Below are 11,959 nucleotides of genomic sequence, written 5' to 3'. Positions count from 1 at the left end.
ATCATCAGCCGCTGGATCTGTTTGCCAAACTCAATCACCAGCAACTCCTGCTCGGCTATATTCTTCCCCTCTCCCAGCCGCTCGTACTCATCCACCAACTGATGCATCCGTTCCCGTATTTCGCTCATTCCAACAGTTTAGGCTGTTTGCCTATTTTCAGGACACACCCCCCCCTCATCGAGATCGCCCTGGAGTTTGTTAATCCCCACGATAGGGAGGCTGCGGCAGCAGCGCTCGAGCAGGTAAAGTCCGATCTAGATTTTGAGTATCGGGTTTTGCCCGAGTACGGCCTGGACGACTAGCCAGAGGAGTGGCCTCGAGATTGTCGAGGCCACCGATTTAGCTTGTTACCGAACGGTGCGACAACCTTTGTTCATATTGAACGTACGGAGGTGCAATGGATTTCCGGTCGTTTCAAACCAGAGCCGCCGAAGCGCTGAAACGCGGTAGCTCAGTGCTGTTGCACGCCCCCACAGGCATAGGAAAATCCGTGGGGAGCGCGTTAGGGTTCACCCAAGCGCTACCGAAGAATCCGGCAGACACGCCTCGCAACCCCCTTTTGGGGACGCGGCTGCTGCACGTCCTCCCTATGCGGGCCCTGGCCAGCAGCGTGGCTAAGGACATCGCGGGGTTACTCGAGCAGCAAGGCTTTGGCGAGATGTACCGACCCGCCATCCACCACGGTCAGCAGCAAGAGAGCGAGATCTTCGCCGAGCGGGTAGGGGTCACCACCATCGACCAGTACCTCGCGGGGTTCGCGGGGGCACCCCTGAGCTTCTCCAGCAGGAGCGGGCACGCCGTGGCAGGGGCGGTCGTGGCCTCGTACAGCGTGTTTGACGAGGTGCACCTCCTGGGGCCCGAGCGCGGCTTGCCCCTGTTGTACGCCGTGCTGCAGCAGCGCAGGCGCTGGGGCCTGCTCTCGACGGTGATGACGGCGACGCTGCCGAAGTCGGTGCGCGATTTCCTGGTGGAGCAAGTAGGTCTAGAGCCCGTAGAGTTGACCTATGCCGACATCCAGGCCCGCGACGGTTGGCGGGAGGTTACCTTGAGCCTGGAAGAGATCGAGGAGCCCGCCGAGCGCGTCCTCGAGGAGTTCAAGGCCCACGGGCGGGTGATCGCCTTCGTCAACACGGTTGAAGCCGCCATCGAGCTTTACCGGCAGCTTCAGGCCAAGCTCGGCCCCGAGGACGGAGAGTTGTTCCTGGTCCACTCCAACTTCGCGCCCAGTCACCGCAAGGCCCTTGAGGAGCGCCTGCTCGAGGTGTTCGGCCGGGGCTCTACGGCCCGGGCCGTCTGCGTCCTCACCCAGGTCGGCGAAGCGGGGATCAACATCTCCGCCCCGGTCGTGCTCTCCGAGCTCGCCCCCATCGACAGCCTGATCCAGCGGGCGGGGCGCTGTGCCCGGTTCGACACCCAGCCGGAAGGCCGGTTCGTGGTCTACCGGCCCAGACGTGAGCGGAGCCACACCCCCTACAGCGAAGACCTGGTGAAACGCACCGAAGTCGCCCTGCACAACCGCGGCGACGGCTTCCGGCTCGACTGGACCGCCGAGAACGAGCTGGTGGATGAGGTCTTGGACGCCTACTATGCACACTTCATCCGCGGCGAGACCGTCAGCCGCAAGGACGCCGAGATCAAGAAAGCCAAAAAGGGCGAGCGAGGGGAACTTCCGCAGCCCGCGCCGAAGACAAAGTCCATCACCATCGCGGACGCGCTCGGCCTGCTCGACCAAACCTTCCACAGCCGCAGCGCGGACGTGCTCGAGGGCACCCTGCGCGAGATCAACAACGTTCAGGTGGTGGTGGTCAGCGAGCCTCCCCGGAACGCCGCAGGCGCGGAGATCGTCGGTGCCGAGGGCACGGAGAACCTCTCGGAGTTCGAGCGCTACCTCGACCAGCAAAACCGGCTCAAGCCCTACCAGCGTGACACCCTCGAGAGCATCCCGGTGAGCTACGGCCGCTTCGCCCGCAGGCTCGAGGAGCAGGACCTGTGGGAGCTCAAGCTAGTGAAGGAAGAAGAGCACGACAAGCCCCTCTACGTGCTGCAGCGGGCCGAGCGGGTGCGGTCCAACCGCACCTACCTTCTGACCCAGGCCGACGCGGGTTACTCACCCACGGTGGGCCTGAGCTTTGGCGAGGTGGACTACGTGGAGCCTGTCCACGGCCTGATCACGCCCGTGGTACCTCGCGACGGTGAGCAGGACCAGCCGCCCAAGCACAACTTTCAGAGCTGGCGGGAGCACTGCTCGAGGGTCTACCGCGCCGTGGACGCGATGCTGAAGTCGAAGTACTTGGCCTGGATCCTCCACATCGCCAAGCAGATGCAGGCGAGAGGGGTGTTGGAAAGCGCTGAGCAGTTCGCCCAGACCCTCGAGAGCATGATCCGCCTGGCCGCGCTGCTGCACGATGTCGGGAAACTGAGCCGGGGCTGGCAGCGAGAAATCGGCTGGAGGGAAGGAACAGGCGAGGAGTTCTGGGCGAAAAGCAAGGAGGGGGTGGAGGTCGGGGAGCTCCCGCCCCACGCCTTCCACGCCCTGCCTGTCCTGCGCTACTTGTTCCGTAAACTCGGCGTGGTCGACGAGCAGGGCAAGGTAGACCGGCTGGCCGAGCTGATCGCCCTGGCCGCTGCGCGGCACCACTCGCTGGGCAACCCGGACGGGACGCTGCAATGGCCGCCCTTCGAGCTGCACGCGGGGGTTCTCGAGGAAATTCGGCAGCTCCTGCAGGACGAGCTCGGCGAGGACTCCGAGCCGATACGGGCGCTGATCACCCCGGAGCTTTTCGACCACATCAACGACGACAGCACTTACAAGCTGGAAAAGGGGAAACACACCTACGTCCTCGACACGCCGAGCCCATCCGAGGACTACTACCCCTTCTACGTGCTCGCCAACCGGATGATCAAGGTGGGCGACTGGGAGGCGAGCGGGGAGCGGGAGGTGGAGCTGTGCCGCTGAAGTTCGGACGGCTAGGCGTAGCGACCAAGACCTACTACGTCCAGAAGACGGGTTTCCCCTTCTACGACGCCTGCCAACTGGTAGGGGCGATGCACCTGTTCTTCGGCTCGGGGGCCTCGAGCCTGCGCGACCTGCGCACGCACTGGGAGCTTTCCGGCCCCGTGGCGGGGGCCAACCCCGCCAACTACGGCGAGCGCCTCAAGGGCAAGGGCTTGGAACGTGTGGAGCAGACAACTCTGGCCGTCCTGGACGAGCTCGAGGCCTCCCGGGGCGATATCGAAAGCTTTTTCGAGGCCAGGCCCCCGAAGGCCGAGGTGCTGCAAAGGGCTAGGCAAGAGGGCGTCTCGCGCTACCTCGAGCCCGCCTGGCAGATGGGAGCTCGCAGCCCCGACGCCGCCCAGCATGGGGTGCTCGCGTCCCAGCGGGGGCTGCCGAGCAAGCGCCCTGTCCCTGAGATCCTCGTGGCGACCTTGGGGCTCACCCAGGCCGCCCTAGCCTACGGCAACGACGAGGTTACCACCGTGCTGCCCGTGTTGGAAAACTCGGTCCAACCCATGACCCCTTTCATCACCTTCAAGCAGCGCTACCAGCACCAGGCGGGTGGTGCGGTCTCGGCGGTGTTCGCCGCCGTGGGGATCCTTGCCGACCTCGGCCTGAGGTACCGCATACAGGACTTTGCCTTCGCCTACCACGGCGGGAGGGGGTTTTACTACAGCGGCCTCCTCGGGTTGCACCGGTTGTGCGCGGCCTTCGCGGGCGTGAAGAAATTCGCCCACGAGGCCCTAGATTACCTCGAGCGCACCCGCAGCCTCGAGAAGGGTGTGCCGCTCGACCTGGCGCGGCTGCTGGCGGACTTCCTCAAGAACCCCTCGCCGGACACCCTGGCGGCGATGGCGCGGGCCAAGGCGAGGGTGCTGGTGGACGAAAGTCTGCCCGTTAATGTGCGGGCGGCGGCCAGTGGGCTTTTAGGTACCCCGGTATCAATACAGGAGGCGATGAGAATGGCAGAAATTAGGCAGATCCCACCCCCCAGCGAGGCTCTGGTGAAGGCATTGGGTGAGGTTTTCCGCGGTGAGGGCAATGGCGATTGGATCGGAGCGTACATCGGCCTCGAGCGCGCCGACAAGCCCGAGAAGTTCTACGCGGAGGTCGCCAAGATCCTCTCGAGGGCACTCGCGAAGGCGGAGAAGGAGCGGAAATGGCTGGCGAAGAACCTCAAGGAGGCCATGGATTCGCTGAGTTCCGAGGAAGTTTTGTCGGCCTATGACCAGCGTACTTTCCCTGCGCATAAGACCGCTTTCTTACTGCGCGTGCTGGCCAGCATGAAGTACCAGTCCGCCAAACTCGAGGCTGTCGAAGCCGCCCAAGGAGAAGAAGCATGAATTACACCAGTCTTTCGATCAGCTTCCGCATCGGCCTGGCGTTTCACGCCATGAACAACGAGGGTAGCAGCGGGACCAACGTGATGGAGCCGCGGCGCATCAGCGTGGGCGGCCACAATTACGACGGCATTTCGGGCGAGATGATCCGCCGCCACGTCTTCGAGAACCTGGTCCAGATCGCCAAGGCTAGAGGCCTCCCGCTCTCGCCCGACGGCGAGGGGTTGCTCCCGGACCGCGGCAAACGGGTCATCAAGGCCTACCTAAGCAGTCCGGCTAGCGAGGTGAAGGCAAAGGGAGAGGTTTTTGAGCTCGAGCCCGCCCACCTCCCCCTGGTCACCAAGGCTGCGCTCGAGCGCTGCACCATCACCGACATCGGCGGCTACCTGGCGGCCTTCGAGTCCAGCGAGAAGGTAAAGGGTGCCACGCCTAAGCGTGATTCGGTTTTCGACGTGGGGTGGCTGATCTCCGAGGAACCAGCCGTCGTGGAGTTCTCGCAGCATGCCGCCTACCGCCCTGACGGACAGCACAACCTCTTTACCCAGAACATGCGGGCGGCAATGTATGGCGGGGTGGCCCGGCTCGACCTGGGGCGCATCGGCTACAACGACTGGGCCTGGCTCGCGCCGGACCGCAACGACCTCCACCTGAGCGATGAGCAGCGTCGCCAGCGGGCGGCGGCCCTGCTCGACGCCTGGGAGCAATGGCTGCTCTCCCCGGCAGGGGCAAAGCAAGCCGGTTGGTTGCAGCACACGGGGCAGCTCGAGGGTGTCTTGGTGCTCTCAAACTTCGGGCCCGCCCCTTTCCGTTCTCCCATTGAGGTCGAGCTCAGGTACGACGCCGAGCGGATCAAGCCCAACCCGCGCTACAGGGCCGAGCTCACCACGCTGGCGGAGGCCAAGCCCGAGCGCTACCGCGCGCTCGAGTTCGACAACCTGGCCGGTTTGGCTAAGGCTTTCGACCAAGCCCGGGCCGCGATCGGCCTGTAGGAGCGGCCATGTCGGAGATTTGGCTGCGGGCCCGCTTCCTTGCGCACTCCTTCCACTACCGCATGCCCGACACGGTAGCCATCAGCGCCGTCAACCCGGCGGTGCCCTCGCCCCTCACGGTGCAGATGGCCATGCTGGCCGCGTACCTGCGCGAGGGTGAGCGGGGAAAGGCCCAGGCCCTGCTGGAGCTGTTGCCCTTGAAGGTGCAGGTGCGCCCCCCGCAGGGTGCCGTCATCTACCGGGGCATCATGCGCTATGTGCGACCGCCCAAGGATGCGGGCGATCTCGACAAAAACACCGGCGCGGGCTACAAGATCTCGCCGCACTTCCGCGAGTTCGCCCTGCTCGACGGGCCCCTCGAGGTCTACGTGCTAGCCCCAGCCGAGCGCCGTGAGATTGTAGTGGAGGCCCTCGAGCGCATCCCCTACCTCGGCGCCAAGGACTCCCTGGTGAGTTGCTTGGGAGTGGAAGAGGTTTCCGGACCCCCACCTGACTGTGCGGTGCTTCTGGAGGACGCCGACGTGACCAGGGTTGCTGACTATGTGGTGCTGCAACTCGCCGATTTCGGAGCGCGCGAGCACCTGTTCCCTCCCCCTAAGGGCAAGCAGAAGGCCCAGGACAAGGCGCTTACCCTGGAGCGGTTACTGCCTAGCCAGAGGCTCAAGGAGCACTACCGGCTGAACACTTACCTGGTCGAGGGGCGGGTTTACTCTTCTGGTAACGTGAAGATATTCCGCCGCAGTGGGAGAGACTGATGCCCCACGCCTTCCTGCTCCACCTGACCTCGAGCGACCCCCGCCCTCCGCGTTACCCCGGGCTTTACGCGCATGGCCTGTTCTTCGCGCTGTTGGGTAAGCTCGATCCGGGCCTGGCTGCCGCGCTCCACGCGGCCCCCCGCAAGCCCTTCACGTTGGCGGCGCTCGAGCCCTCCCCGCCAACGGGTAGGGGAGGGGTTGGCGTAGTCCCTGCGATAGCAGCGGCCAGGTCTCCCGGGGAGGTGGTGCTGCGGATCACCACCCTCGATGACGGTCTGTTCAGCCCGCTGCTGGGGGTCCTCCTCCGCGAGGGCGTGAACGGCTTGGCCTTGGGCGACCACCCCTACCGCCTGGCCCGGGTCCTGGCCACCCCCCAGGGCAGCCCTCTCGCCGGCCGCCGCACCTGGGAAGAGCTGGCCGCGGCGCCGCCTACCCGCTGCCTGCGCCTGCGCTTTTGCACCCCCACCGTGTTCGCGACCTCCAAGCCCGGGCGGCGCGCCCGCCACACCCCGCTGCCGGACCCCCTCCTCATCGCCAAGTCCCTGTTGTCGAGCTGGCAGCACCACAGCCCCTTGCGCTTCCCGGAGGTCGAGGCCGCTGCCCTCCTGGCGGTCTTCGAGCTCGACCTCGAGCTCACCCGCTTCGCTGGCCTCCGGTTCGAGCGGGTCCAGGCGGCCAAGGGGTTCTTCCCCGGCTTCACCGGGGCGGTGGAGGTGTACTGCCACAGCGACAGCCTCGAGGTGCAGCGGGCGCTGGGGATCCTCCAGGCATACGCCTTTTACGCCGGAGTAGGGGCCAAGACCGCCTACGGCCTCGGGCTCACCATCCCCTGCTGAAGCTTCCGATGCTGAAAGGGGCTTTTACCGTCCTGAAGCAGTCAGCCCGGGTTGGGGAAAGTCACCCAGGCTTAGCGCTTTACAAGAAGTGCTTCATGGTGCGGCGAGCGAGCCGGTGCCTCCTTGTCGAAGAAACTCTTTACCAAGCGGGGTCATGCGCGGTTACGGTTGTAGACGTCAACAAACACTGCGGCTAACAACACTAGACCTTTGATGACTTGCTGGTAGTCAATGCCAATACCCAGAATAGACATTCCATTGTTCATCACGCCCATGATAAAAGCGCCGATGACCGCACCCATCACTCTGCCCACGCCGCCTGATGCAGAGGCTCCACCAATAAAGCATGCGGCAATCACATCGAGCTCAAATCCCGTTCCTGCTTTAGGGGTGGCCGTATTGAGTCGTGCCGCAAAGATGATGCCCGCGACTGCCGCCAAAAAGCCCATATTTGCAAAAGTCAAGAAGATCAGCCGGGAAGTATCTATGCCTGATAGACGAGCCGCCTTCTCATTACCACCTAACGCATAGATGCGCCGACCAATAACCGTACGGCTAGCGACAAACTGGTAAAGCAGGATTAGCCCTCCCATGAGTACTAGCACAGTGGGCAATCCCTTGTATGTGGCCAATTGCCAAGCCAAATAGATGATTACGGCCGCAAAAAGCAGATTTCTGATTCCGAAAAGTACTGTAGGCTCATTAGCCAAACCATGCATTCGTGCTCTGACATGCTGGCGCCAATCTATCCCTACCAAGATCCCCGCCAATACTATGCCGATAATCAGCGAGAGCAGACGTATATCCTTTCCCCCTAAGGGGTCAGGCAGAAAACCCGTGCTGATGCTTTGAAATGCTAGGGGGAAGGGGCCTACTGATTGGCCTTGTAGCAACGCTAGAGCGGAGCCTTTGAATACCAGCATACCGGCTAAAGTTACAATAAATGACGGAATACGTGCATACGCTACAAACCACCCCTGAACCGCGCCAATGAATATACCTGCTAACAAAGCCACGATGATGGTAGGGGCCACTGGCCATTCGTAGTGCACCATTAATACTGCAGCCAAGCCGCCAATAAAGCCACTTACTGCTCCCACTGACAGGTCAATGTGTCCGGCCACAATTACTAGCAGCATCCCTAAGGCCATGACCACGATATAGCTGTTTTGCAATATGAGGTTGGTCAGGTTCAGCGGCTGCAACAAGATACCTTTGGTTGCAACCTGGAAAAATCCTATTATGATGACTAAAGAAATCAAAAGTCCGTAATCGCGAAGGTTGGTTCTCAAAGCGCTCGGTCTCATAGGTGGATTTCTCTGTTGTATGATGTTTGGGCTTGAACAGCGTTGACGATGGCGCGCATAATGCGTTCTTGGCTGGCCTCGCTTCTGGGCAATTCGGCTACGAGCTGTCCTTCGCTCATCACATAGATACGGTCACACATACCAAGCAACTCAGGCATCTCGGAAGAGATTAGCAGAATGCCTTTACCTTCCGATGCTAGCTCGTCCATGAGGGTGTAGATATCGTATTTGGCGCCAACGTCAATGCCTCGGGTGGGTTCGTCCAAGATCAGCAAGCGCGGTTGGGTAAATAGCCACTTGCTAAGCAGTACCTTTTGCTGATTACCGCCCGAGAGGTTCACCACAGGTTGCTCGATGCTCGAGCAGCGTATACGTAAAGCTTCACGAAATCTCTGCGTCACCTTGGCTTCGGCATTCTCGTCAATAACCCCCCGCTGAGCAACCTTAGGTAGGTTGGCCAAGGTTACGTTTTTGCGGATTTCCTGTTCCAGGATCAACCCCCAACCCTTGCGATCCTCGGTGACGTAAGCTAAGCCACAGCGAATAGCCCTGCCGATGGTTGAGGCGTCCACCTCCTTCCCGTCAATAAAAATCCGACCACTCACGCGCCTGCCATAAGCACGACCAAATAGGCTCATAGCTAATTCTGTGCGCCCTGAGCCCATTAGCCCCGCAATTCCTACAATTTCCCCTCTACGCACATAAAAACTCACCCCTTTAATAACTTCGCGGTCGGTATATTGTTCGTGGTACACACGCCAATCGCGCACCTCGAATATCACCTCTCCGATCTGTGGGTGACGTTGTGGGTAACGATGTTGCATGTCCCTTCCTACCATGCCTCGAATGATGCGGTCTTCGCTGACCAACTCCTCGGCGCAGTTTAGGGTCTCGATCGTTGTGCCGTCACGAAGTATGGTAATTCGATCGGCTATTTGTGTGACCTCGTTGAGCTTATGTGAGATAAGAATACAAGCGATGCCCTGAGCTTTTAGATCCAATAAGAGTTGGAGTAACGCTTCGCTATCGGTTTCGTTAAGGCTTGCCGTAGGTTCATCGAGAATCAACAACCTTACCCGTTTGGCCAATGCTTTGGCGATCTCCACTAGTTGTTGTTTCCCTACTCCTAGCTTACCTACAATGGCGGAGGGAGATTCTCTTAATCCGACTCGGTCTAAGAGTTCTTGTGCACGGCTATGAGCAGCGTGCCAATCGATCACCCCGGCCTTCGCCGGCTCGTTGCCCAGAAAAATGTTTTCTGCAATCGAAAGCATGGGAACCAGGGCGAGTTCTTGGTGGATGATGATGATTCCTTGGGCCTCGCTGTCTCGAATGTTTTCAAAGCGCTGTAATTTGCCCTCGAAATAGATCTCTCCCTCGTATTGGCCATGCGGATATACGCCGCTTAGCACCTTCATGAGGGTAGATTTCCCCGCCCCGTTTTCTCCCACTATGGCGTGAATTTCACCGGGATAAACTGTCAAATTGACGTTATCCAAGGCTTTGACCCCAGGGAAGCTTTTACTAATGTTGCGCATGGATAGAATGGGTTCTTGTTCCACACTACCTCCTGGCAAACCCCTGGTGGCGTCTAAGCCACCAGGGAGGGAGTTATAGCTTCGTTTATTTGAGTTGCGCTTCGGTGTAGTAGCCGCTGTCTATGAGTACTTGCTTCCAGTTAGAAGCAGTCACCAGTACTGGCTCGAGCAGGTAAGATGGCACGACTTTTACACCGTTGTTGTAGGTTTTGGTGTCATTGACTTTGGGTGGTTTGCCGCTCATTATCGCGTCAATCATGTCGGCTGTGGCCTTGGCCAGTTCACGCGTATCTTTGAAAATAGTCGAATACTGCTCACCACGCAAAATGGATTTTACTGAAGGTATTTCCGCATCTTGACCAGTGACGACGGGACAAGGTTGTTTAGGAGTACAGTAGCCCACCCCTTTTAAAGAAGAGAGAATACCGATGCTCAAGCCGTCATAAGGGCTTAACACCGCGTCCACCTTTTCTGTAGTGTAGTAGGCCGATAGGAGGTTATCCATGCGGGCTTGGGCCGTTGCTCCATCCCAGCGCAGCGTACCCACTTTATCCATGCCCATCTGTTTACTGCGAACCACCAGCTTGCCGCTTTTGATGTACGGCTCTAGTATGCTCATAGCGCCGTTATAGAAGAAGTAGGCGTTATTATCGTCGGGGGAACCCCCAAACAGTTCAATGTTGAAGGGACCTTTGCCTGCTTTTAGACCCAATTTGTCCACGATGGACTGCGCTTGCAGGACACCAACTTTAAAATTGTCGAAGGTTACATAGTAATCTACGTAGGGACTATTTCTGATGAGTCGGTCGTAGGCGATAATCTTTATGTTTGCGTCATGCGCCTTCTTGAGTATATCGGTAAGGGTTGTGCCATCTATGGGAGCGATTACTAGTACTTTGGGTTTCTTGGCAATCATGGCCTCGATTTGCGCAATCTGGTTGGGAATGTCATCTTCGGCATATTGAAGATCGGTGGTATAGCCCTTATCTTTGAGGTACTTGACGAGGTTGTTCCCGTCGGATATCCATCGGGCAGAAGACTTGGTTGGCATGGATATGCCGACCAAGCCTTTATTTTGTGCATTAGCCACCCCTAGCAAAGACAGAGCCACGCTGGCAAAAAAGATGTTTAAGAGCAGACGTTTCATTGACTTAACCTCCTCGAGCCCAGTTTTTCACCTTAGTCGAAATTTTGTGGGTAAGCTTGGCAGAGCTGGTCATCTTTGAGCTATTAACCGATGATTTTTTGATTATCCTCCTCCTTCCCTGTGAGTTTCTAGCAGCGAGAATTTCACGACGCTCCTATAAGGGGCGTGTATGTGGTTTTAAAGCTTAACCTTCTCGCTTACTCGAGTTTTTCATCACAAATTTTGTGATCGCTCACATCCTAACATTAGCCCCAAAAATAGTCAAGACGGGCGGGTTAAGGTACTTGGAGCTTTACCGGGATTGCTATGGTGGCGTAGACTTACGGCATGGTGGCCAAAGAATTACGCGAACGAGCCCTGGAAGCAAATCTGGCTCTGCCCCGGTACGGGCTGGTGGTGTTTACCTGGGGCAATGCTTCGGCCTATGATCCTACGACTGGCCTTTTAGCCATCAAGCCCAGTGGCGTAGCCTACGAGGATTTGCGCATAGAAAGTATGGTGGTAGTAGAAGTGAGCAGTGGTAGGGTGGTCGAGGGCGATTTGCGACCCTCTTCCGACACCCCTACGCATCTGGTGCTGGCTCGGGAGTTCGGGGTAGGAGGAATTGTCCATACACATTCGCCTTATGCCACAGCTTGGGCACAAGCTGGCCTGGACTTGCCCTGCTACGGCACCACCCAGGCCGATTACTTCGGCCATACTATTCCTTGTACCCGTGACCTTACGCCTGAGGAGATCCGCCAAAGCTATGAGTACCATAGCGGGCAGGTGATTGTTGAGGAATTTCGCCGTAGGGGAATTAATCCCTGTGACGTACCTGCGGTGCTACTGCGTAACCATGCTTCTTTTGTATGGGGTAAGGATGCGAAGGAAGCAGTACATAACGCGGTAGTACTCGAGGAGGTTGCCCGGATGGCGCTGTATGCCCGCTTACTCAACCCTGATCTGAGCGAGATCCCTCCAGCTTTGCTCCAGAAGCACTATCGCCGTAAGCATGGCCCCGACGCCTACTACGGACAAAATAACCCGTGAAACCCAAGGCTGTATCAACG

Annotated in this window: 10 protein-coding genes; 7 read left to right on the top strand and 3 right to left on the bottom strand. The window is 59.1% G+C overall.

The annotated features are described in order from the left end of the window. The first annotated feature begins 146 nt into the window (after positions 1–146). The 6 genes from DNA98_RS17835 to cas6 all read left to right on the top strand — a co-directional run bounded on the left by DNA98_RS17835 (position 147) and on the right by cas6 (position 6,915). Positions 147–302 (top strand): hypothetical protein, encoded by a 156-nt coding sequence (locus DNA98_RS17835; protein ID WP_158531657.1) that lies wholly within the window; start codon positions 147–149, stop codon positions 300–302. Positions 303–397: 95 nt separating this feature from the next. Next, positions 398–2,956, top strand: coding sequence for a CRISPR-associated helicase Cas3' (gene cas3, locus DNA98_RS14785; protein ID WP_110532081.1), 2,559 nt, complete (start codon positions 398–400; stop codon positions 2,954–2,956). Continuing rightward, on the top strand, positions 2,947–4,338 hold the full coding sequence (locus tag DNA98_RS14780) for a hypothetical protein (protein WP_110532079.1): 1,392 nt from the start codon (positions 2,947–2,949) through the stop codon (positions 4,336–4,338). Before cas3 ends, DNA98_RS14780 begins: the two co-directional genes overlap by 10 nt. Next, positions 4,335–5,324: a DevR family CRISPR-associated autoregulator gene (locus DNA98_RS14775; RefSeq protein WP_110532077.1), complete on the top strand. Its 990-nt coding sequence runs from the start codon at positions 4,335–4,337 to the stop codon at positions 5,322–5,324. The genes DNA98_RS14780 and DNA98_RS14775 overlap by 4 nt, the downstream gene beginning before the upstream one ends. An 8-nt stretch (positions 5,325–5,332) precedes the next feature. Continuing rightward, a complete protein-coding gene (locus DNA98_RS14770; protein WP_110532075.1) occupies positions 5,333–6,079 on the top strand; it encodes a hypothetical protein in 747 nt (248 codons plus the stop codon). Further along, positions 6,079–6,915: a CRISPR system precrRNA processing endoribonuclease RAMP protein Cas6 gene (gene cas6 / locus DNA98_RS14765; RefSeq protein ID WP_110532073.1), complete on the top strand. Its 837-nt coding sequence runs from the start codon at positions 6,079–6,081 to the stop codon at positions 6,913–6,915. The genes DNA98_RS14770 and cas6 overlap by 1 nt, the downstream gene beginning before the upstream one ends. 152 nt (positions 6,916–7,067) lie before the next feature. Here cas6 and mmsB read toward each other — a convergent pair whose 3' ends face one another. From mmsB to chvE, 3 genes are all read right to left on the bottom strand, one after another. After that, a complete protein-coding gene (gene mmsB, locus DNA98_RS14760; protein ID WP_304598417.1) occupies positions 7,068–8,207 on the bottom strand; it encodes a multiple monosaccharide ABC transporter permease in 1,140 nt (379 codons plus the stop codon). A gap of 11 nt (positions 8,208–8,218) precedes the next feature. Continuing rightward, on the bottom strand, positions 8,219–9,784 hold the full coding sequence (gene mmsA / locus DNA98_RS14755; protein WP_304598416.1) for a multiple monosaccharide ABC transporter ATP-binding protein: 1,566 nt from the start codon (positions 9,782–9,784) through the stop codon (positions 8,219–8,221). A gap of 61 nt (positions 9,785–9,845) precedes the next feature. Then, complete coding sequence (gene chvE / locus DNA98_RS14750; protein ID WP_110532067.1) at positions 9,846–10,907, bottom strand: multiple monosaccharide ABC transporter substrate-binding protein; 1,062 nt, start codon at positions 10,905–10,907, stop codon at positions 9,846–9,848. A gap of 327 nt (positions 10,908–11,234) precedes the next feature. On the opposite strand from chvE, the gene DNA98_RS14745 reads away from it, so the two are divergent. Continuing rightward, the gene (locus tag DNA98_RS14745; protein WP_199489399.1) at positions 11,235–11,939 is read left to right on the top strand and encodes an L-ribulose-5-phosphate 4-epimerase; all 705 of its coding nucleotides are present in this window, start codon (positions 11,235–11,237) and stop codon (positions 11,937–11,939) included. The last annotated feature ends 20 nt before the right edge of the window (positions 11,940–11,959 follow it).

This window comes from Meiothermus sp. Pnk-1, assembly GCF_003226535.1.
Taxonomy (GTDB): domain Bacteria; phylum Deinococcota; class Deinococci; order Deinococcales; family Thermaceae; genus Allomeiothermus.
This window is presented reverse-complemented; position numbering and strand designations above follow the sequence as displayed.

What these genes read in the sequence shown, in the direction of transcription:
- cas3 (WP_110532081.1), top strand. Translation starts at nt 398, where the DNA reads ATGGATTTCCGGTCGTTTCAAACCAGAGCCGCCGAAGCGCTGAAACGC.
- DNA98_RS14775 (WP_110532077.1), top strand. Translation starts at nt 4,335, where the DNA reads ATGAATTACACCAGTCTTTCGATCAGCTTCCGCATCGGCCTGGCGTTT.
- DNA98_RS14770 (WP_110532075.1), top strand. Translation starts at nt 5,333, where the DNA reads ATGTCGGAGATTTGGCTGCGGGCCCGCTTCCTTGCGCACTCCTTCCAC.
- cas6 (WP_110532073.1), top strand. Translation starts at nt 6,079, where the DNA reads ATGCCCCACGCCTTCCTGCTCCACCTGACCTCGAGCGACCCCCGCCCT.
- chvE (WP_110532067.1), bottom strand. Translation starts at nt 10,907, where the DNA reads ATGAAACGTCTGCTCTTAAACATCTTTTTTGCCAGCGTGGCTCTGTCT.
- DNA98_RS14745 (WP_199489399.1), top strand. Translation starts at nt 11,235, where the DNA reads ATGGTGGCCAAAGAATTACGCGAACGAGCCCTGGAAGCAAATCTGGCT.